This is a genomic window from Mesorhizobium sp. M0016, from assembly GCF_040324035.1.
Lineage (GTDB): Bacteria > Pseudomonadota > Alphaproteobacteria > Rhizobiales > Rhizobiaceae > Mesorhizobium.
Window position 1 is genome coordinate 132,616 of sequence record NZ_JAMYVM010000003.1, and the last position, 19,035, is coordinate 151,650.

Consider the following 19,035-nt stretch of genomic DNA (forward strand, 5'->3'; position numbering starts at 1 on the left):
CCCATCAACTCACTTTCCAGCTACGGTCCGAGTTGCTCTTGCTCCCGACGGGATCCTGATTGAGACACTTTGCAACCTCGACAAACAGGCCAGCCAAAAGATTTCGGTCGGTCTTGACGTTGCTGAGGTCGGCAAACATCTTCTCGATCAGCATCTGAACGCCTTCATTCTTCTGCTTGATTTCCTCACGCAGCAAATGATCGTTTCGATTTATCCGGTCGGAAACGTCGCGCTCGAGCGCGCTCAACTGATCCGACAACGTGCGCACCTGCTTTTCAAGAGCCTGGTTTTGCTCGCGAAGATTCCGGTCGATCTCCTTGTCGGCATCGGCTCGTGAATCTTTTTCGCTCCGCAATTGCCCTGCAAGCGAATCGATCTGCTTCTTTGCATTCGACTCGTACATTTCGAGATTGCGCTTGGCCTCGGACTCGACATCCTTGAAGCGCTGCAACACCCGTTCTTCAAGCTTGGAAAAACGGCGGTCATAGTCCTGCATCTGGTTGCCGAACAGCAGGTCACGGATCTTGTCGACACCGACGGCGTCGCCGGCGGTTCCGTTTTCGCGGGCCTGAACTCCCATGAAGTTCAGCCCGTTTCCTTCTGTGTTACCTATCAGATTTACGTCCGCCTTCTTTTCTGAAGAAGCTGAATTCGAAGATTCCTTAGCCATCCATATACCCCCATTGAACACATGCCGTCAGGTAAGCATGTCAGCAATCGGGCCGCAAGCCGGATTCGTCTTGACTTATGCCTATTCATGGGGCAGCCGAGCGCGATGGCTAACGGCCCGGCAATGGCAATCAGGGGCGATGCCCTCTTGAAGGCGCGGAGCGTGCGGACGGTTCCGGGTATCCAAAAAGCGGCCTTCAGTCGAACGTCGCCAGCGGCTCGGCGTTGATCTCGACCCACTCACAGCGACGGCTTTCGTGGTAAAAAGACTGGAAGGGCGGCGGGAACGACGGGTCGGCGAAGGCGCCGACGGGAATGGCGATCACACCGGGCTGCGTGTCGATGCGATAGTGGACGGCGGCGCCGCACTCCGGGCAGAAATTGTAGATGACGCGGCCGCCCTCGTCGCCGGTGCGCGTGAACTGCTTCGCCCGCCCCTCGATCGATACATCAGCTTGCGCAAACCGGACATTGTAGCTGAAGGCGCTGCCGGTGCGGCGCTTGCAGTCGAGGCAATGACAGACCGAGATGCGCACCGGCTCGCCCGAACAGACGGCTGAAAGCTGGCCACAGAGACATTGCGCGCGGCGCGTGACCATTGTTTCTTCCTCCCTTCACATCACTGCGTATCGGCGCTGGCCCTCAGTTCCGTCCGCTTCTGTTCCGAAACCATGGCTAGATCCAGCACCTTCTGCAGTTCGGCGGCATGGTGGAATGAAGGCTCGGCCTGCACGCCGCTGCGAACCGCATCGACGAAGCGCTGGTAATTGGTCGGCACCGTGCCGGCGTCGAGCACCTGCCATTTGGCGTTCTCGATATCCTCGCCGACACACGCCTTCAGTTCCGAACCCTCGAGATTGTGCACGACTTCGATGCCGCCCTTGTCGCCATAGATGCGCAGGCGCAATTCGTTGATGTGGCCGGTCGCCCAGCGGCTGGCGTGAACGACGCCAAAGGCGCCGTTGGAGAAATCCAGCGTCATGGCGAAGCTGTCATTGGCGTCGAGGTCGTATTCGCCGATGCGGTTGCCTGGCGCCTTGTCGAAGGTGCGCAGCCGGCAAAACACGTGGTCGATGTCGAGTGCGGCGCCATAGCTGGCGAAATCGAGGATGTGGATGCCGACATCGCCGAGCACGCCGTTGGAGCCGTGGTCGCGCGACAGCCGCCACAGCCATTTCGGGTCGGTGCGCCAGTCGCCCCAGAATTTCGAGACCAGCCAGCTCTGCAGATAGGAGGACTCGACGTGGCGGACGGTGCCGATCTCGCCGGCCAGCACCATCTGCCGCGCCTTCTGCAAGGCAGCGACATTGCGATAGGTGAGATTGACCATGTTGACGATGCCGGCGGCCTCAGCCGCTTTGGCCATCTCGCTTGCCTTGCCGAAGTCTTCGGCCAGCGGCTTTTCGCACAGCACCGGCTTGCCGGCCGCGATCAGCGCCATGGTGGTCGGGTGGTGAATGCGGTCGGGCGTGACGTTGGCGACCGCATCGAACTCGCCCCACGCCAGCGCGTCTTCCAGCGACGCGAATCGCTTCGGTATCTTGAACCCGTCGGCAAATTCGCCAACGCGCTTTTCATCGACGTCGACAGCACCGACGATCTCGACGCCGTCGATGCCGCCGAAGCGGCGGGCATGCTCCTGCGCCATCCAGCCGGTACCCAGTATCAAAAGCCGCATTCTCTGCACTCCGAGCGAATTGGTTCGATTCAATCATATGGCGCAGATACGGTCTAGGAAACCCATGCGGAAAACCGCTACGCCTTTTTTCCTGGATTTTGCTTTAGCGGAAGCCGGCCTCGCCCGAAGCGTGCAGCTTGCCGCCGCGCTCGACGATCGGCTCCAGCGCCTTCTCGACCGGCACGTTCGGCGCCTCGAGGATCGCCGACTTGGTGCCCTGCGGATTGTGCGCCCAGTTCACCGCATTGCGCAGCACCTTGTGCACATTGGCGTCGTGATAGGTCGGATAGGTCTCGTGGCCCGGGCGGAAGTAGAAGACATTGCCGGCGCCGCGGCGATAGGTCAGCCCAGAACGGAACACCTCGCCGCCCTGGAACCAGGAGATGAAGACGGTCTCCAGAGGTTCGGGCACGGCGAACTGCTCGCCATACATTTCTTCATTCTCGAGCTCGAAATATTCGCCGACGCCCTCGGCGATCGGATGGCTGGGACTGGTCACCCAAAGCCGCTCGCGCTCGCCCGCCTCGCGCCATTTCAGCGTGCAGGGCGTGCCCATCAGCCGCTTGAAGATTTTCGAGAAATGGCCGGAATGGAGAACGATCAGCCCCATCCCCTCCCAAACGCGGCGGGCGACGCGCTCGACGATCTCGTCGGCCACCGCGCCATGGTCCTTGTGGCCCCACCAGACCAGCACGTCGGTCTCGGCCAGACGGCCGGCCGGCAGGCCGTGCTCCGGCTGCTCTAGCGTGGCGGTCGAGGCGGAGATCGTATTGTCGGCGTTCAGCGCCTTGGCGATGGTCGTGTGCATACCTTCGGGATAGAGGGCGGCGACCACCTCATTGGTCCGCTCATGGATGTTCTCGCCCCAAACGACAGCGCGTATTGTCATGATGTCCTCGTGGTGAAGCCGACCCGCAGCGGTCACTCATAGTCTGCCTGGGGGTCAAAAGGGAATAGGCAGTGGGGAATAGGCTATAGGGGCAGAAAAACAAGGAACAGGCGGTGGACGCTCCTGGGCCCTACTGCCTACTGCCTACTGCCTACTGCCTACTGCCTACTGCCTACTGCCTACTGCCTTACGCTCCTCGGCCTTCCTGAGCGACCCGCGTCAGCGGCTTGGTCAGGCGCGGCACGACGACGAGGCGTTTGATCTTGCCCTTCTTGTAAGCGGCAAGGAAGCGGGCGTAGTCCTTGAAGACGACACAGCCATTGGATTCCGCACGGCCGCCGCGCAGCATGTAGGTGTGGGCGAGCAGGCCGTCGCGGCCGTATTTGTTGCCGCCGCTGACGGGAGTGAGACGGAGCGCCTCGACGCCATGGAAGCGGGATTCGCGCAGCCGCAGATCATAGGTGTTGGGCGGCGTCGGGCCGACATTCTTCTTGTGCACGAAGCGCGGCTGGTCGACCATCGAACCCAGCCCCGAATGCGCCTCCAGCCGCGAGCCGTCCGGCATATAGACGGTCTTGGCCGAGATATCGTAGACGGCGACGCCGCCGCCCATTCCGGGCGTGGCGAACAGATCCTTGAAGGCGCGACCGACACCGCCCGCCGGGACGTCCGGCTTGGCATAGGCCAGCATCTCGCCGGCCTGTGTCTTCGACCGTTTGCCAGGTTTGATCCGGCTTGATTGGATGCTCTGGCTTTCTGGCACGCCAGGCAGTGCGGCAACCTCCGAAGTACTGCGTGGCGAGCGCGGCGACGAATTGCCCGGCGACTGGGGTGCGGGGCTCTCGGCCGTCCTGTCGGTCTGTGGCTTGACTGCCCTGGGTTTGCTGGCTTGCCGAGCCTCGGCAGGCTGAGCGGTTTCGGCGCGTGGACGCCAACCCGGCAACGCAATGTTGTCGGGCAGATCGTCCTGCGGCGGCAGCGAAGCGACCTGAACCTCGGCCTGCTCAGTATCCTGCCCTCCGGCGATTGCTTCAACGGCCGGCGGCGGGGCCAGCATGTCAGCGTCTTCCGGCAAGCTGTTGGCCAGCGCCAGCGCCAGGCGCGACGAGCGTTCGATCTCAGCCACTTCCGGCCCAAAGCGTTCCGAGGCGGGGCCATGCTGATCGGGCAGCCGGACTTCGGCGAAACGGGCAGCGACCGGAAGGCTAGCAAGCATGAAGGGCGCATTCGAGGCCTTGGCGAAGGCGGCAGCCAGCTTTTGCGGCGACAGCTCTGCCTTGGCCACCACGCCGTCGAAGCGCATGCCGCGCGAAGTGGCGAGAGCGACGCTGGTGTTTGGCGCAATGTTTGAGGCGACACTGCTCGGGGCCACAGCGTGCGCGGCCGGCTTCAGCCGCGCCATCTTGCCGTCATGCGCGAAGTTCGCGGCGGCATGCGCGCAGCCGGCGTCGCAATGGCTGAGCAGCGAGGCCTGTGATTTTTGCGCCGAAAGCCGCGGCGCCCACGAATTGGCGAGGCTGCGGCGCGAATCGGCAAGTGCTGCGTTCGGCAGAAGCAGACTGTGCGGAAGGCTGTTGGAGGCTGCGGTGAGCGAGGTACCGAGCGAATAGAGGCCGGCCATGGTTGCCACCGACCACAGCGCCAAGGCCGCGCCGACAACCGGCACTACCACCCAGCGCTGGCCGGATCTCTTCGAAGTCAAACCCCGTTCAGGAGTGTCGCCCCGGTCTTTCAAACGCAAAAACGCCATACAACCACTCTCAATCGGCATGCAGGCTTGCGACCCTCGCATCCGTGACATCCACAGTTCGCTGGTGCCCCCTGCACCTTTCGCGTCTGTTGCCGATTGAATCAAAAGATGGACAAAGTTGGTTAACCAATCCCTCCATCAGCCACCGATTATGCGGCGCCTGATACGAAAAAAAGAGCACTCCATGGTCTGCGCCACGGTATAATGCTCTCCCTCACCCCCGCCTTGCTGCCCGTTTTTGCGATCCAAGTCAAGGAAACGCTGCGTCAGCTTGCTGCAAGCCTGTGCTGATTGCCCGCTGATCGGCCTTCTCAATCAGTTGACCTTCCGGTGGCTGGAAGGTCTATCCGCTCAGACACGGAGACTTCCGGCGACGGAAATTTACCGATGAGAACCGGCATCACGACCGAAGAATCCGACTGCAGGTCGAACCCCTGCTGCGGCTGGCTGATCACAGATGGATGGGGCAAGGACATGGCGCCGTGAGATGGACTGTGAAAGCGGCGCTGCTGTGGCTGGTCTGTGCCCTTACGATGGCCGCCTCCGTCGGCGGCGGACCGATGGTCGCGGCCCGCCAGGCGTCGATGAAGGAGATGGCGGCGGCTGCGAAAACCATTGCCGGCATGTTCGACCGCAGGCAAGCCTATGACGCCGCAGCCTTCAAGGCGGCAGCGGACACGCTGCGCGCTCGCACCGGCCCTGCCCTGATTGCCGAATTTCCGAGCGGCTCGCTTGGACCGCCTTCGCAGGCCAGGCTGGAGATCGATCAGTCACGGGCGGAATTCGAGGCGCTGGCAAATCATATCGGGGCGCTGGCGCGCGCGCTGGCCGCCAAGGCCCAAAGCGCGCCGGCCGTCATCACTGATGACATGCGCATGGGCACCGGCACGGCAATGGGCGGCGGCAGCCTGCTCGGCAAGCGGCCGAGCACCGTGGAAGTCGATCCTACCAAAGTGCCGGCGGAGCATCTCCTGCACCTGATCCTGCAGGATTGCTCGAGCTGTCATTCGAAGTTCCGGCGGAAGCTACAGTGAAATAGACTTACCCGCCGGAGCGATACCCTTTGCTGGCCTGCGCCCCAGCCGCTTGCATACAAGTAAATTCGCTCGTGCTAATATATCGAAGTCATGCATATCCATGCATGACGAGCATCGGGAGGATGCAATGAAAACCATGAATCGCAGGTCTGCAATTGCCCTCGGTCTGACGACCGCCGCGGTAGCGCCTTTGTTCACCTTGGCGGCATCGGCAAAAATCAAGAAATACGGCCCGAAAGAGGGCAAGGAGATTGCGCCCGGTGTCAGGGTGGTGGAGGTCGGCACCGGCAATGCAGACATTCCCGCCTACAAGAGCATCGCAATTATCGACGTTGTGTTTCAGCCCGGAGCACATGCTCCTCAAACCGTGATGGACAACGACATGGTGTGCACCATTACCTCAGGTGCATTCACGATCAAGAAAGCGGACAAGGAATTCAAGCTCAAGACGGGTGATATGTACACCTGCTCCAAGGGCAAGACCGATGAAGCGACGAATACAAGCAAGGAGGTCGGCGTGCATCGCATCGCCGTATTGATACCCGCATAGCAGATGGAACTCCGGCCGGACCACGCCGTCGCGAGTCCGGCCGGCCAGACGAGGCGATCTCGTTCCGTCGTCAGCGCGGCCATCTCACGCCAGCCACTCCCTGATCGCCGGGCGGGCGGGAACGGCGCGCATGTGGTCTTCGCGCTATGGCTTTGTTTGGGCATGATCTTTTGGGGAAGCTGGCTTGGTTTCAAAATCAACGGCTAGGTCGAATGGCTGATCAATCAGCGCATCCACGTGGCCAATACGGAGATCGAAACCGCACGAGTTTTGCCGGCCACCAGGCGGTGTTCGAGGCGATCGAGCGCCGCGACCCGGAAGCGGCCGGCCAAGCGATGCGGGCGCATCTGGAAAACGCCCGGAGCAAGTTCAATTCAGGTTCGGGCAGATTGGACTGGCCGGCAGACGCGGCAGCGCTCTGGCGCAAAGCAAAAAGCCCGCCGTTCAAAGCCGGCGGGCTCCCTTCAATCATACAGCGCGATCCGGTCGCCGATAACCAGGACGACCGAATTTCGGCCTTCAGCGGCTGGTTGCGCTCAGGGGGCGGGCTTCGACGGGTTTGAAGCGACCAGCGATCCGAGTTTGCCGGCTTTGGCCAGACTCGGCTTTTCGTAAGTTTTCTTCACAGAATCCCTCCTCTAATGGCATCAATTTCCTCTGCCAGGCCTGTTTTGTCAAATCTGGCAGCAGTCCGTCACAGGTCCCGGCGGCAATTCGTGCCGTTACGCCGGCTCGCGCTTCAGCGCCTGCGCCATGCAGTGAATGCCGCCGCCGGTCTTGGAAATCTCGCTCATGTCGACGGCAGCAACCTCGAAGCCGCGCGCTTTGAGTTGGCCGATCAGCGACTGGCTCGACGTCGGCGCGATCACCCTGTCCTTGCCGAGCGACATGAAGTTGCAGCCGAGCGCCATCGTGTCCTGGAAGGGCACGTCGATGATCTCGTGGCCCTTGCCCTTCAGCCAGTCGACGATGCCGGGCTCGGTGCAGGCGAGGCACACCGCGGTGAGCTTCTCGGCGACCGGCACCACCATCAGGTCGATATGGACGTAATATTCGTCGATGAAGGCGAGGCGCGTTTCCCAGCCTTCCTTTTCGAACCAGTCCTGCACCTGGCGGGCGCCCTCTTCCTGCGTGCGGGCGCCGCCGCAGCCGATCAGCACCACGCCCTCCTCGATGACGTTGAAGTCGCCGCCTTCGAAGGTGCCAGCCGTGACCATGTCGTAGATGGGTATGCCGAGCTTTTCATAGGTGCGGATGGCGGCATAGTTCTCGCCGCGCCGCCACCAATTGGCCATGGCGGTGATGAAGGCGCCGTAGGGCGTCATGACGCTGGAGTCTCTGGAATAGACCTGCATCGGCAGTTCCGGCGTCGGCTCGTGCCAGTGGATGTTGACGCCGAAATGCTCATAGGCGGCGACGAGGTCCTTGTGCTGCGCCTGGGCGATCTGAACGTTGCAGGGCGCTTCGCGCAAATGCTTGCGCGAGAGCGAGCTGGTCGAGAGGTGGCGCAGGAAGTTTGGCGAGCCGAGCAACACGTCTGTCAGCACGTCGGTCTCGTTGGCAAAGCCCCATGATGTCAGCGGCTTGGTGCCGCCGGCGGGATTGCGGCGCTGCAGCGAGAACGGTTCGGCGATGATGCGATCATGGACGGTCATAAGGTTCTCCTCGATTTGACTATGCAGCTTGATTGGATTGGCTGCTCGGAATCCACCAATCGCGTCCGCGCGCGGTGGTGACATATTCCGGCCAGCGGAAATTGATCGGCGGGTCATAGTCGCAAAGCGGCGCGATCCAGTTGGAACCACCAATGCCGCCGCCGGTGCGGGTGACGAATTCGTCCATGGCTGCATCGCGCGCGGACTTGTCCTCGAGCAGGCGGAGGGCTGCAAGCGCAACCGTCTTGGCGGCGCAAATGACCATCGGGTCGATGGTGGCCGAGATACCGCCCAGCGCGTTCATCGCCCAGGATGGATAGGCATGGCCATTCGCCGAGCGCAGCGCCGGGCGGGCGACATAGAAGCGTGCGGTCGGCGTGTGCCACGACATGTCGGTGTAGTCGTCGGAGGTCGAGTTGATCTGCGACGGAGGCAAATCGCGGCGCAGGATTGCCTCGGCCTCTTGCGGCGCAACCAGCCGCTCCATCTCGTCGATGAAAGGGTTGTCGGTCGCGGTGCCGCCGGCATTGACCTGGACCTCGCGACCGATCGCTTTCGCCGCCTCGTCCCAGCTCGGCGCGCCGACGGTGGACAGCGCCTCATAGGCAATCCCCGCCATGACGTGATTGGCGAGGCCCGGCCGCGACTTCGTCACCCAATGGCGCTCATGGCGACAACCGCTGATCGCCGCGGCCGCGGCCGCATTACGGTCGAGCACCGCGGTGACCTGCTCTGCCATGGCAATGGTCGGCACGCGGATCATGTACTGGATCTCGGCCAGCCCCGCCGGCAGATTGTCGGCGGTCGCCTGCCCGGCGGTGAGGATCGCCTCGCTGATCGACCAGCCGCCCTGGTGGGGTAGCATGGAATCGCGCAGCGCCTTGGAGGCCATGTACATCGTCATCAGCGCGTCATTGGCGCCGGGCGCCCGCACCGCCGAATGCGCCTGCGGGATCGGCGCGCCATCGCTTGCGCGAACCCAGTTTTCGGGTTCGTCGCAGACAAAACGGTAGATCATCGCGTAGGCCGCGCCGCAATGCGTGTCCCAACGCGCCGTGTTGCAGAGCGGCAGCATATAGAAGGGATGGAACGAGATCATGCCGGCAAGGCCGTCATAATAGCCTTTGGCTGCATGGATCGGCTTCGAGCCCCTGACCTTCTCGGCCGGCTCGCCGGTGAAGCGCAGCGTCCCCTTGATGCCGTGGCGTTGCATTGCCGCCTTGGTGGCGAGAAGTCCGCCGAGGCCGGCAATGCCAAGCCCGGAATGCGGATCGGTGTGGCCGCCGGCCTCGCTGCCGAGGCCCGGCCGCGATCGCTTCACCGTTGCCGCGTCCTGGCAGTTGCCGGGCACCGCGTCGTATTCGCCGTACATGCCGATGGTCGGCCCCGGGCCATTCGTCCAGTGGGCGCAAAAGGCGGTCGGCATGCCGGCCGACCCTTCCTCGACCGAAAAGCCCTCATGCTTCAGCCGCGCGACATACCAGGCCGCCGACTGGTATTCGCGCCAGGCTGTTTCGCCGAAATCGAAAATGGTGCGCGTCCACGCCGACAGCGACGGCTGGATGCTATCGAGACAGGCAAGCGCGGTGGCTTGCGCCGAGGTCGTCACCGGTTTCTCCATGCGGCCCAAGAAAGCAGTGAAGCGGCATTGCAAAAAGTGATATGTTTTTCCGGTTCATGCAAATTCGGTTCACCTGAGGCCTCTTGCGAATACCTTCCACACAGGCGTTGCGCGCCCTCGACAGTTTTGCCCGTCACGGCAGCGTCTGGCGCGCAGCCGATGAACTGCATTTGACCCGCAGCGCCGTCAGCCATCAGTTGCGGCTGCTCGAACGCGACCTCGGCTTCGACCTGCTGGAGCGCATCGGCAAGGGCGTGGCGCTGACACCGCGCGGCCAGCGCTATGCCGCCGATGTGAGAAAGGCGCTGACGGTGCTCGGCGATGCGGTGACGCGCCAGGCCGGCACGGGCGTCGGCGGCTCGTTCGCCGTTTCCTGCACGCCGGGCTTCGCCTCTCTGTTTTTATGCACGCATATCGGCGAGTTCCGGCAAATGTATCCGGACGTGGCGCTGTCGATCCTGACGCCCAGGCGGCTGGACGATGTCAGCAATCCGGACGCCGATGCCTTCATTGCCTTTGGCGTCGGCAACTGGCCGAACCGCTCGGTGGAGTTGCTGTGCGAAATCTCGTTCACGCCACTTTGCAGCCCGACACTGCTCAACAAGGTCGGCGGCTTTTCAAAACCGGCCGACGTGCTGCGCGCCAATCTCCTGCATCTCGGCGACACCGAGGACTGGGCGCGCTGGCTGGCGCTGTCCAAGGTGGAAAACCCCGACACCGAAGGCGGCATCTTCTTCTCGGACATGAACCTCGTTTTTTCCGCGGCGATCGCCGGCCAGGGCATCGCCATGGGCGACGAGCTGACCAGCCGCCGGGCGCTGAGCGAAGGCCGTCTGGTGCGCCCCTTCGATATCGCGATCCCCTCGCCGCGCTCGTATTTCCTGGTGTCGGAACATGCCAAGGCCAGCCACCCGGTGCTGGAAGCATTCAATGGGTGGTTGAGGTCGAAGCTGTCGGAGAACCGGATCAGCCCGTACTAGCCTCCCATCCGTGAATCAAATTTGCCGATCAGGCGAAAACTATTCGGTTGCGGTGAGCCGGGGCCCTGCCCTACGCTCAAGCTACGACCAAGGAAGAGGCAGGATGCAGCAACCCGGCCGGGCCGCAGAGATCAAGGCAATCGGGATCGGCAAGAGCTTCGGCTCGTTCCGGGCGCTGGACGACCTGACGCTCAATATCGGCCGTGGCGAGTTTTTGACGCTGCTCGGCCCCTCCGGCTCGGGCAAGACCACATTCCTGATGATCCTCGCCGGCTTCGTGCAACCGACCGCCGGCAAGCTTTTCAGCGACGGCATCGACATCACCGAGCGGCCGGCCGAACAGCGTGCCGCCGGCATGGTCTTCCAGGGCTATGCGCTGTTCCCGCATATGTCGGTCGAGGCCAACATCGCCTTCCCGCTCAAGGTACGCAAGAAATCGGCTTCCGAGATCAAGCGCCGCGTTGCCGAGATGATCGAGCGCGTCGGCCTCAAGGGCCATGAGACGAAACTGCCGGCGCAGCTTTCCGGCGGCCAGCAGCAGCGCGTGGCGTTGGCCCGCGCTTTGGTGTTCGAACCCGGCGTGCTGCTCCTCGACGAGCCGTTCTCGGCGCTCGACAAGAGCCTGCGCGGCCAGATGCAGGCCGAGATGAAGCGGCTGCATCAGGAGACCGGCACCACCTTCGTCTTCGTCACCCACGACCAGAGCGAGGCGCTGGCGCTGTCGTCGCGCGTCGCCATCTTCAACCACGGAAAATTGCTGCAGGTCGGAGCGCCGGACGAGGTCTACGACCGGCCGGACAACCGCTTCGTCGCCGAGTTCCTTGGCGAGATCAACATGCTGCCGTTGAAGGGGGTCAAGCCCGCCGACAATGGCTCGACGGGCCTCTGCGAGGACCGCGCGGTCAACATGCTCTGCAAGGCCGAGAAGGTCCGTGGCGATGCGATCCTGGCGATCCGGCCCGAGCATATGTCGATCGCGCGCGAAGCCGCCGCCGGCGAGAATGGCATCGCCGCCACCGCCATCGGCTCGACCTATCTGGGTGCGGCGACCAAACTCGATCTGACGACGCGCCAGGGCGCCAAGGTGACCGTCTCGGTGCCGAACGAGGTCGCGGCGGCGGCGCTGAGCAAAGGCAATTCCGTCTGGCTGACCTGGCCGGCGGAAAAGGGTTTCCTCCTTCCGGACGGAGGATGACGACGAGAACGGCGAAGTCTTCCAGCAAAGAATCTGGAGCGCGCCATAACCACCGGAACCAACAACGAAAAAGGGGAACTAAAATGACAGACCAAAGCAAAAAACAAGCCATGGACGCGCTATCCGCCCGGGCTGTGCGCGGCGAGATTTCGCGCCGGCAATTCACCCAGCTTGCAGCCTTCGTGCTGGCCGGCACGCCGATGCTGCTGCGCTCGACCGGCGCGTTTGCGCAGGCCAAGGAACTGGTGCTGGTCAACTGGGGTGGCGATGCCCTCACCGCTTATGACGCCGCCTATGGCCAGGCCTTCACTAAGGAGACCGGCATCGCCGTCAAGATGGACGGTTCGGGCCCGACCGAAGGCGCGATTGCCGCACAGTTCAAGAGCGGCGCGCCGACCTGGGATCTCGTCGATGTCGACCCGTTCTCGGCCATCACGCTCGGCGCCCAGGGTGCGCTCGAGCCGATCGACTACGCCGTCGTCGACAAGAAGAAGATGCGAGAAGGCTTCGGCTGGGAATACGCGGCCTCGACCTATTTCTTCTCCTACGTCATCGCCTATGACTCGGAGAAATACGGCAAGGACGCGCCGACCGGCATGGCCGACTTCTTCGACGTGAAGAAGTTTCCGGGCAAGCGCTCGCTCTACAAATGGGGCGTGTCGAGCTGGGAAGCAGCGCTGCTTGCAGACGGCATCGCGCCGGCCTCGCTCTACCCGCTCGACCTGAAGCGAGCGCATGACAAGATCGCCGCTTTCAAGGAAAACGTCGTGGCTTACTGGGGCGGCGGCGCCGAGAGCCAGAGCGTGCTGCTCAACGGCGAAGCCTCGATGGCGATCGTGTGGTCGACCCGCGCCTCGCTGATCGAGCAGGACTCGGGCGGCAAGATCAAGTTCATCTGGGATCAGGGCCTGATTTCGCCCGGCGCGCTGGCCGTGCTCAAGGGCAACCCCGGCGGCAAGGACGCAGCGATGAAGTTCATCGCCAGCGCCCAGGATCCGCAAAAGCAACTGGTGATGTTCGACAAGCTCGGACAGGGTCCGGCCAATCCGGCCGCCGATGCGCTGATCCCCGCCGACAAGAAGCGCATCAACCCGGTCGATCCCGAAAACATGAAGAAGCAGATCGCGCTCGACATGGACTGGTACGCCAAGAATTACGGGGCAGCACTCGACGAATACACCAAGATCATCTCGGCCTGACCAGGCCGGGCACGAGCTTCGATGAGAGGCACCCTCTCCGACAGGATGGGCGCGGCGGTGCTGATGGCGCCGCTGCTTCTGTTCCTTGTGCTGGCCTACGCCTGGCCGTTCCTCGGCGTCGTCAAGTGGAGCGTCACCTTGCCGACACCGGGGCTCGGCCAGTATGGCGCGCTCGCCACCGATGCCCTGGTGCAGTCTGTGTTCATCCGCACGCTGCGCATCGCGCTGATCGTCACCGTGGTTTCCGTGGCGGCGGCATACGCCATCACCATGGTGTGGGTGCGCGGCAGCCCGGCACAGCGCATAATCGCTGAATTCTGCATTCTCGTCCCCTTCTGGATCTCGGTGCTGACCCGCGCCTTCGGCTGGGTGGCGCTTTTGTCCAACCGCGGCCTGATCAACACCTGGCTACAATCGATCGGCTTCATCTCCGAGCCGCTGGCGCTGGTGCGCAACGAGTTCGGCGTCATCGTCGGCATGACGCATTTCCTCATTCCCTTCGCGGTGTTCCCGCTGGCCTCCGCCATGCGCAGCCTCGACGAGCGCGTGCTGCTCGCGGCGCGCGGGCTCGGCTCCAGCCGTATGCGCACCTTCTGGACCGTGTTCGTGCCGATGACGCGCTCCGGCATCATCGGTTCGGCGATGATCGTGTTCGTCTTCTCGCTCGGCTTCTTCGTCACGCCGGCGATCCTCGGCGGCGGCCGCAGCGTGATGATCGCCGAGCTGATCTATCTGCGCATCTTCCAGAGTCCCGATTGGGGACTGGGCGCGGCGATCAGCGTCGTGCTGGTGCTGTTCGTCGGCGCGCTCATGGCGCTGCTGTTCCGCTATGTCAGACCGAAGCAACTGATCTGATGCCGACCTATCGCCCCGGTCCCGTCTCGCTGATCCTCGCCGTGCTGGTGGCACTGTTCCTGCTGCTGCCGCTGCTGGCGGTCATCCCGGTGTCGCTGACGCCAAGCCGCATGCTGGCTATGCCGACGGGCGAACTGTCGCTGCGCCACTACCGCGCGCTGATCGAGGATCCGCGCTGGCTCGACGCCATCCTGCTGTCGATCCGCATCGGCATCGTCAGCAGCGTCATCTCCACCGTGCTGGCGCTGTGCTTCAGCCTTGGCGTCTGGATGTTCCAGCCGCGCTTCACGGCCACCCTTGTCGGCTTCGTGGTGTTGCCGATGGTGGTGCCGCCGGTGGTCTCGGCGATCACGCTCTACTTCCTGCTGACGTCGATCTCGGGCATGAGCTCGTTCTTCGGCTACGACACCTGGCTTGGCGTCGCCATGGCGCATTCGGTGATGACGGTGCCTTTCGCCACGGTGCTGATCCTGGTCTCGCTCAGCCAGCTCGACCGCCGCATCGACCTTGCCGCGCGCGGCCTTGGCGCCGGCGTGTGGGAGCGCGCCACGCGCATCATCATGCCCAACATCATGTTCGGCATCGTCACCGCCGCGCTGCTGTCCTTCGTGCTGTCCTGGGAAGAGATAGGCGTCACCCTGTTCATCACCTCGGTCAACGCCATCACGCTGCCGCGGCTGATGTGGATGGGCCTGCGCGACAACATCGACCCGGCGATCGCCGCGCTCTCGGTGATCCTGATCATCATCACCGTGCTGGTGCTGGCGGTGAGGACTGTGGTGGTGAAGATGCGCGGCGGGCACTGAGCCAAGGTGGCCAAAAACAATCGGCGATAGCCAAGCCGCTGTGTGAAGGGCGTTACGGACGGTGAGCGCCGGGTACATTACGCGGCGTCATGGGAAACCTGCCGCTGGTGACATTTGCCTTCGTGTCGGTTCTCGGAATGGCGGTTCCGGGACCGGACGTCGTGCTCGCCATTACCAACGGCTCCCGCTACGGTTTTCGACGCGCGTTTCTCGGCATGGCCGGCGTCGTACTGTCTGATTTCGTTCTTATCAGCATCGTCGCGCTGGGCTTCGGCGCTCTTCTGCTGGCTTCGGAATTCTATCTCTCGGCTCTCAGGATGTTCGGCGCGGGCTATCTGCTTTTCGTCGCCATCGGTACCCTGCGCACCGCATCCCGACCTTCGTTCAACCCTAACCTTCCCGAAACACGCCATTCAGCCAAGGCACTCATTGGGCGCTGCTTCCTGGTGGCGGTCACAAATCCGGCGGCCTGGCTGCTTTTCCCCGCGATCCTGCCGCATTTTGTCCGCGTGGATGAGCCGATCGCGATCCAGTATGGCATCCTGGCCATTATCGCCGCGCTTGCCGATGTGTTTGTGCTGACGTTTTACGCAGCCCTTGGCGCGCGGGCTGCAAGGCTTCTGGCTGGGCCGAACGCCGTGTGGATCGACCGGTTTTACGGTATCGCCCTGCTTGGTCTTTCGAGCACTTTGATCCTGCAATCCCTCGGCCATCTGAGATAGTCGACACAGGAACACACAGGCCCGGATTTTAGCAATCGGCCCGTAGTCAGCTTGCGAAGAATCTCGACAGCCTTGCAGCCGTGTCTTCGGGGTGCTCTTCCGGGAAGAAATGCCCACCCTTGACCGAGCCGCCTCCGACGTTATCAGCCCATTGCCGCCAGATCGCCAACGGGCCGCCCTCCTCCGCATACCAGTTCTCCAACCCGCCCTCGCCGCTCCAGAGCGCAAGCAGCGGGCATCTGATGCGACAGCCATCAGCCTGGTCCTGCGCGTCGTGCTCGCGGTCGATGCCTGCGGCGGCGCGATATTCCTCGCAGATGGCGTGGGCATGGGCGGGATCACGCAGCGCCTCGATATAGGCGGCCCTGACCTCAGCGGGAAAAGCATCTGGAGCCGAGCCCCAGCCGGCGATCGCATTGTCGACAACTGCGTCGGGTGCTGCGGACAACAGGCGCTCAGGCAGCGGTTCCGGCTGGGCGAGCAGGCTCCACGGCCAGAAGGCCAGCGCCAACCTGGCATCGGCCCGATCCCAGGCGGAGGCCGTGGGGACGATGTCGAGAACGGCGACCTTCGATACGATTTCACGGTGGTCGAGCGCCATGCGGTAGGCGACGCGGCCGCCACGGTCGTGGCCGGCAACCATGAAGCGGTCGAAACCGAGTGCGTCCATAACCTGCACCATGTCGCGCGCCATCGCTCGTTTGGAATAGGCGGCATGATCGGCTCCGGAAGCCGGACAACCACTTTGGCCGTAGCCCCTGAGATCGGCGGCAACCACGCTGAAGTTCGGCGCCAATGCCACGGCAATGTCCCGCCACATAACATGCGTTTCGGGAAAGCCATGCAGGAGCAGCAGCGGCGGCCCTGAGCCACCGGCCCTGACGAAGATCGATGTCTCCTCCATTTGAACGGTCCTGGCGTCAAAGCCCGCAAACATCAGCTGCCGCCAACCATTCCGTGGCTGGAAAGGATGCGCAACACCTGGACACCCTTCGGCAATTCGATCAGGAACTCCTTGTCGCGGTCGAGATGGTGGATGCTTTGCGGATCGCCGCCGGTAAAGGCGGCCATCGCCTCGACGCTCTCCCAATAGGAGATGGTGATGAATTCCGAATGCGTCGGCGTGTCCTCGCGAAAAGTCTGCACGCCCAGCGCTTTCTCGATCAGCGGCTTGATACCGACCTCGTAGTTGTAGCGCTCATAGGCGTCGGCCTTGTCGGGCAAGGTCCTGCCGCGCCAGATGCGCGCAATGGTCGGGGTTGTCGGTGCCATCAGCAACAAACGCCTGAACGCGAGCCGCGTTCCGAACATCTCGACTGGTGGCAGCCGGATCGCGGTCCGAACCTGCGAGCAGAGGCCGGCCAAGTTGACTAGCTGTCGCGGTCAATGCACAAGGAGCCATGGTCTGAGGGCGGGACGGTGACGCATCGGTCTGCAAAACCGACGTAGTGGGTTCAATTCCCACTCAGGCCTCCACACTATCTCTTTGAAGTTGTTGGCGATCCCGACAGGATTCGAACCTGTGACCATCGGCTTAGAAGGCCGGTGCTCTATCCAGCTGAGCTACGGGACCGCTGGCCGGCATTTGATATCTTGGCCGGCTGATGTCTATGTGCCAGGCGCTGACCGCCGGTCAATGCGTCCAGGGTATCCTGCGGTCATAGCGGAAATTTTCCGCATAGGAAATCTGCCGGCGCTTGGTCTCTTTCGGCTCCTCGACACGGAAGGCCAGCCCCTGCTTTTCGGCATAGGCCACCGCTTCTTCCCTGGTATCGAAGGTCAGCCTGATCTGGCTCAGCATGTCGCCCGATGTGGTGTAGCCCATCAGCGGGTCGATCTTCTTGCGCTGGGCGGGATCGAATTCCAGCACCCAATGGCCGGTCTTGGCCTTGCCGGACTGCATCGCGGTTTTGGCTGGGCTGAAAATTCGCGCGGACATGGGCACCTCGTAGCTGCGTTGGCGGTAGCGCCGCCTTATTTCAGTCAATACTGTGCAACACTGCCGACGGCAAGGCCGAAGCGGCCTGCAACCAGGCCGCTTCGGCAGCGGCATAGGCTGGATACACTGGCGTAGCATCAAAAGTCATGGTCATGATGGCGACACAAAGAGGCATGGACGCAGGGATTTTGCACGCCGAGGCCGACAGCCAAGCGATTTTCGACGGCGCGATCGTGATCGGCGCCGGGGCAGCCGGCTTGACCGCAGCCCATGCGCTGCTCAAGACCGGCGTGCCTGTGATGGTGTTGGAAAAGGAAGCCCAGCTGGCCGAGCCATGGCACGGGCGGCACGAGCGACTGCATCTCAACACGCATCGCGACCTTTCGGCGCTGCCGGGCGTTTCCTTTCCTGCCGGCACCCCTGCCTTTCCGCACCGAAACACCATCATCGGCCATTTGAACGAATTCCACGCCATGCACCGGCTGCCGGTCGAGTTCGGCATCGCGGTCGAGGAGATTGGCTTCGAGGGCGACCACTGGCTTGTGCGGACCAGTGCCGGGCCGCGGCTGGCGCGCCATGTCGTCATCGCCACCGGGCGCGACCGGCAGCCCTTCATCCCGGCCTGGAAAGGCATGAAGGCCTTTGCCGGACGCATCATCCATTCGGCCGCATTCGGTAACGCCAAGGCCTATGCGGGCAAGAAAGTGCTGGTCGTCGGCGCCGGCAATTCCGGCTTCGACGTGCTCAATCACCTGGCGGCAGCCGGCACGGGACAGATCTGGCTGTCGGCGCGCAACGGTCCGGCACTGCTGCCCAAGCGCCTCGGCCAGATCGCCGTCCACCGGTTTTCGCCGATCCTGGCGCGGCTGCCGTTCAAGCTCGCCGATGCGGTGATGGCGGCGACGCAGCGATGGGCCTTCGGCGACCTCACGGCCTACGGCCTGCCGCCGACGCCTTCGGGCGGCGCAAGCCGGCTGGCGTCGGATTATACCGCCATCGCCACCGATGACGGCGCCGTCGATGCCATCAAGGACGGCAGGATCATCGTGCTGCCAACCGTGCGGGAATTTACCCGCGACGCGGTCGTTTTCGACGATGGCGCGACGATCCAGCCGGATATCGTCATCGCCGCGACCGGCTACCGCACCGGGCTCGAGGCCATGCTGGGCAAGCTCGGCGTGCTCGACCAAAAGGGCGTGCCGCTGTTCAACGGCGCCGACAGCGACCCGAAACTGCCGGGCCTGTGGTTCACCGGCATGCGGCCAAGCATCCGCGGCTGCTTCGCCAATGCTCGCATCCAGGCCAAGGCGATCGCAGCCAGGATTGCGCGGGAGCGCAGACCGCCAAGCCCCGTTTGATGTTTTAGGGGTTGCGCGACAGGGTCCGGAACCGTATACGCCGCAGGGCCTCGGAGTGTAGCGCAGCCTGGTAGCGCATCTGGTTTGGGACCAGAGGGTCGCAGGTTCAAATCCTGCCACTCCGACCACCTA

Annotated in this window: 20 protein-coding genes and 3 tRNA genes; 12 read left to right on the forward strand and 11 right to left on the reverse strand. The window is 63.2% G+C overall.

Annotated elements, in window-relative coordinates; genetic code table 11:
• Positions 1-4: 4 nt before the first annotated feature.
• The 5 genes from NKJ88_RS05635 to NKJ88_RS05655 form a co-directional block, all read right to left on the reverse strand.
• The gene (locus NKJ88_RS05635; RefSeq protein ID WP_023670314.1) at positions 5-670 is read right to left on the reverse strand and encodes a hypothetical protein; all 666 of its coding nucleotides are present in this window, start codon (positions 668-670) and stop codon (positions 5-7) included.
• A gap of 196 nt (positions 671-866) precedes the next feature.
• Positions 867-1,268, reverse strand: coding sequence for a GFA family protein (locus tag NKJ88_RS05640; protein ID WP_023670313.1), 402 nt, complete (start codon positions 1,266-1,268; stop codon positions 867-869).
• A 20-nt stretch (positions 1,269-1,288) separates the two neighbouring features.
• Entirely contained in the window at positions 1,289-2,347 is a 1,059-nt protein-coding gene (locus NKJ88_RS05645) for a Gfo/Idh/MocA family protein (RefSeq protein WP_352443692.1), read from the reverse strand.
• Between the two features lie 103 nt (positions 2,348-2,450).
• Positions 2,451-3,236, reverse strand: a complete 786-nt coding sequence (locus tag NKJ88_RS05650) for a ThuA domain-containing protein (protein ID WP_352443693.1) — start codon at positions 3,234-3,236, stop codon at positions 2,451-2,453.
• A gap of 187 nt (positions 3,237-3,423) precedes the next feature.
• Entirely contained in the window at positions 3,424-4,938 is a 1,515-nt protein-coding gene (locus NKJ88_RS05655; protein ID WP_032911240.1) for a tlde1 domain-containing protein, read from the reverse strand.
• A gap of 530 nt (positions 4,939-5,468) precedes the next feature.
• On the opposite strand from NKJ88_RS05655, the gene NKJ88_RS05660 reads away from it, so the two are divergent.
• From NKJ88_RS05660 to NKJ88_RS05670, 3 genes are all read left to right on the forward strand, one after another.
• Entirely contained in the window at positions 5,469-6,020 is a 552-nt protein-coding gene (locus tag NKJ88_RS05660) for a cytochrome c (protein ID WP_031198104.1), read from the forward strand.
• Positions 6,021-6,150: 130 nt separating this feature from the next.
• Positions 6,151-6,573, forward strand: a complete 423-nt coding sequence (locus NKJ88_RS05665) for a hypothetical protein (RefSeq protein ID WP_023684778.1) — start codon at positions 6,151-6,153, stop codon at positions 6,571-6,573.
• Positions 6,574-6,719: 146 nt separating this feature from the next.
• Positions 6,720-7,136, forward strand: a complete 417-nt coding sequence (locus NKJ88_RS05670) for an FCD domain-containing protein (protein WP_081731252.1) — start codon at positions 6,720-6,722, stop codon at positions 7,134-7,136.
• A gap of 159 nt (positions 7,137-7,295) precedes the next feature.
• Here the strand turns inward: NKJ88_RS05670 and NKJ88_RS05675 are convergent, their stop codons facing one another.
• Complete coding sequence (locus tag NKJ88_RS05675) at positions 7,296-8,228, reverse strand: dimethylarginine dimethylaminohydrolase family protein (protein WP_023695542.1); 933 nt, start codon at positions 8,226-8,228, stop codon at positions 7,296-7,298.
• 19 nt (positions 8,229-8,247) lie between these two features.
• Positions 8,248-9,849 (reverse strand): zinc-binding metallopeptidase family protein, encoded by a 1,602-nt coding sequence (locus NKJ88_RS05680; RefSeq protein ID WP_031198106.1) that lies wholly within the window; start codon positions 9,847-9,849, stop codon positions 8,248-8,250.
• Between the two features lie 83 nt (positions 9,850-9,932).
• Here NKJ88_RS05680 and NKJ88_RS05685 point away from each other — a divergent pair, with 83 nt between their 5' ends.
• The 6 genes from NKJ88_RS05685 to NKJ88_RS05710 all read left to right on the forward strand — a co-directional run bounded on the left by NKJ88_RS05685 (position 9,933) and on the right by NKJ88_RS05710 (position 15,606).
• Positions 9,933-10,829 (forward strand): LysR substrate-binding domain-containing protein, encoded by an 897-nt coding sequence (locus tag NKJ88_RS05685; RefSeq protein WP_023684774.1) that lies wholly within the window; start codon positions 9,933-9,935, stop codon positions 10,827-10,829.
• A gap of 103 nt (positions 10,830-10,932) precedes the next feature.
• Positions 10,933-12,024, forward strand: a complete 1,092-nt coding sequence (locus NKJ88_RS05690) for an ABC transporter ATP-binding protein (protein ID WP_023701872.1) — start codon at positions 10,933-10,935, stop codon at positions 12,022-12,024.
• A gap of 83 nt (positions 12,025-12,107) precedes the next feature.
• Complete coding sequence (locus NKJ88_RS05695) at positions 12,108-13,223, forward strand: ABC transporter substrate-binding protein (RefSeq protein ID WP_023705216.1); 1,116 nt, start codon at positions 12,108-12,110, stop codon at positions 13,221-13,223.
• Positions 13,224-13,244: 21 nt separating this feature from the next.
• Positions 13,245-14,078, forward strand: coding sequence for an ABC transporter permease (locus NKJ88_RS05700; protein ID WP_023670301.1), 834 nt, complete (start codon positions 13,245-13,247; stop codon positions 14,076-14,078).
• Positions 14,078-14,884, forward strand: coding sequence for an ABC transporter permease (locus NKJ88_RS05705; protein ID WP_352443694.1), 807 nt, complete (start codon positions 14,078-14,080; stop codon positions 14,882-14,884). The genes NKJ88_RS05700 and NKJ88_RS05705 overlap by 1 nt, the downstream gene beginning before the upstream one ends.
• Before the next feature lie 107 nt (positions 14,885-14,991).
• Positions 14,992-15,606: a LysE family translocator gene (locus tag NKJ88_RS05710; RefSeq protein ID WP_245261757.1), complete on the forward strand. Its 615-nt coding sequence runs from the start codon at positions 14,992-14,994 to the stop codon at positions 15,604-15,606.
• A 46-nt stretch (positions 15,607-15,652) separates the two neighbouring features.
• Here the strand turns inward: NKJ88_RS05710 and NKJ88_RS05715 are convergent, their stop codons facing one another.
• Complete coding sequence (locus tag NKJ88_RS05715; protein WP_023742343.1) at positions 15,653-16,543, reverse strand: alpha/beta fold hydrolase; 891 nt, start codon at positions 16,541-16,543, stop codon at positions 15,653-15,655.
• On the reverse strand, positions 16,543-16,878 hold the full coding sequence (locus tag NKJ88_RS05720) for an antibiotic biosynthesis monooxygenase family protein (protein ID WP_031246330.1): 336 nt from the start codon (positions 16,876-16,878) through the stop codon (positions 16,543-16,545). The genes NKJ88_RS05715 and NKJ88_RS05720 overlap by 1 nt, the downstream gene beginning before the upstream one ends.
• A gap of 130 nt (positions 16,879-17,008) precedes the next feature.
• Here NKJ88_RS05720 and NKJ88_RS05725 point away from each other — a divergent pair.
• Positions 17,009-17,082 (forward strand) — tRNA-Cys (locus tag NKJ88_RS05725).
• 20 nt (positions 17,083-17,102) lie between these two features.
• Here NKJ88_RS05725 and NKJ88_RS05730 read toward each other — a convergent pair.
• Both NKJ88_RS05730 and NKJ88_RS05735 read right to left on the reverse strand, forming a co-directional pair.
• A tRNA-Arg gene (locus tag NKJ88_RS05730) sits at positions 17,103-17,179 on the reverse strand.
• A 60-nt stretch (positions 17,180-17,239) separates the two neighbouring features.
• Complete coding sequence (locus tag NKJ88_RS05735; protein WP_023670294.1) at positions 17,240-17,545, reverse strand: ETC complex I subunit; 306 nt, start codon at positions 17,543-17,545, stop codon at positions 17,240-17,242.
• A 173-nt stretch (positions 17,546-17,718) separates the two neighbouring features.
• On the opposite strand from NKJ88_RS05735, the gene NKJ88_RS05740 reads away from it, so the two are divergent.
• A complete protein-coding gene (locus NKJ88_RS05740; RefSeq protein WP_023742341.1) occupies positions 17,719-18,903 on the forward strand; it encodes a flavin-containing monooxygenase in 1,185 nt (394 codons plus the stop codon).
• A 51-nt stretch (positions 18,904-18,954) separates the two neighbouring features.
• Positions 18,955-19,031: transfer RNA gene (locus NKJ88_RS05745), tRNA-Pro, on the forward strand.
• Positions 19,032-19,035 lie beyond the last annotated feature (4 nt).

Coding starts and splice junctions, on each gene's coding strand:
- NKJ88_RS05675 (WP_023695542.1), bottom strand. CDS start 8,228: ATGACCGTCCATGATCGCATCATCGCCGAACCGTTCTCGCTGCAGCGC.
- NKJ88_RS05695 (WP_023705216.1), top strand. CDS start 12,108: ATGACAGACCAAAGCAAAAAACAAGCCATGGACGCGCTATCCGCCCGG.
- NKJ88_RS05635 (WP_023670314.1), bottom strand. CDS start 670: ATGGCTAAGGAATCTTCGAATTCAGCTTCTTCAGAAAAGAAGGCGGAC.
- NKJ88_RS05735 (WP_023670294.1), bottom strand. CDS start 17,545: ATGTCCGCGCGAATTTTCAGCCCAGCCAAAACCGCGATGCAGTCCGGC.
- NKJ88_RS05640 (WP_023670313.1), bottom strand. CDS start 1,268: ATGGTCACGCGCCGCGCGCAATGTCTCTGTGGCCAGCTTTCAGCCGTC.
- NKJ88_RS05705 (WP_352443694.1), top strand. CDS start 14,078: ATGCCGACCTATCGCCCCGGTCCCGTCTCGCTGATCCTCGCCGTGCTG.
- NKJ88_RS05665 (WP_023684778.1), top strand. CDS start 6,151: ATGAAAACCATGAATCGCAGGTCTGCAATTGCCCTCGGTCTGACGACC.
- NKJ88_RS05645 (WP_352443692.1), bottom strand. CDS start 2,347: ATGCGGCTTTTGATACTGGGTACCGGCTGGATGGCGCAGGAGCATGCC.
- NKJ88_RS05650 (WP_352443693.1), bottom strand. CDS start 3,236: ATGACAATACGCGCTGTCGTTTGGGGCGAGAACATCCATGAGCGGACC.
- NKJ88_RS05740 (WP_023742341.1), top strand. CDS start 17,719: ATGGACGCAGGGATTTTGCACGCCGAGGCCGACAGCCAAGCGATTTTC.
- NKJ88_RS05680 (WP_031198106.1), bottom strand. CDS start 9,849: ATGGAGAAACCGGTGACGACCTCGGCGCAAGCCACCGCGCTTGCCTGT.
- NKJ88_RS05720 (WP_031246330.1), bottom strand. CDS start 16,878: ATGGCACCGACAACCCCGACCATTGCGCGCATCTGGCGCGGCAGGACC.
- NKJ88_RS05700 (WP_023670301.1), top strand. CDS start 13,245: ATGAGAGGCACCCTCTCCGACAGGATGGGCGCGGCGGTGCTGATGGCG.
- NKJ88_RS05715 (WP_023742343.1), bottom strand. CDS start 16,543: ATGTTTGCGGGCTTTGACGCCAGGACCGTTCAAATGGAGGAGACATCG.
- NKJ88_RS05670 (WP_081731252.1), top strand. CDS start 6,720: ATGGCTTTGTTTGGGCATGATCTTTTGGGGAAGCTGGCTTGGTTTCAA.
- NKJ88_RS05690 (WP_023701872.1), top strand. CDS start 10,933: ATGCAGCAACCCGGCCGGGCCGCAGAGATCAAGGCAATCGGGATCGGC.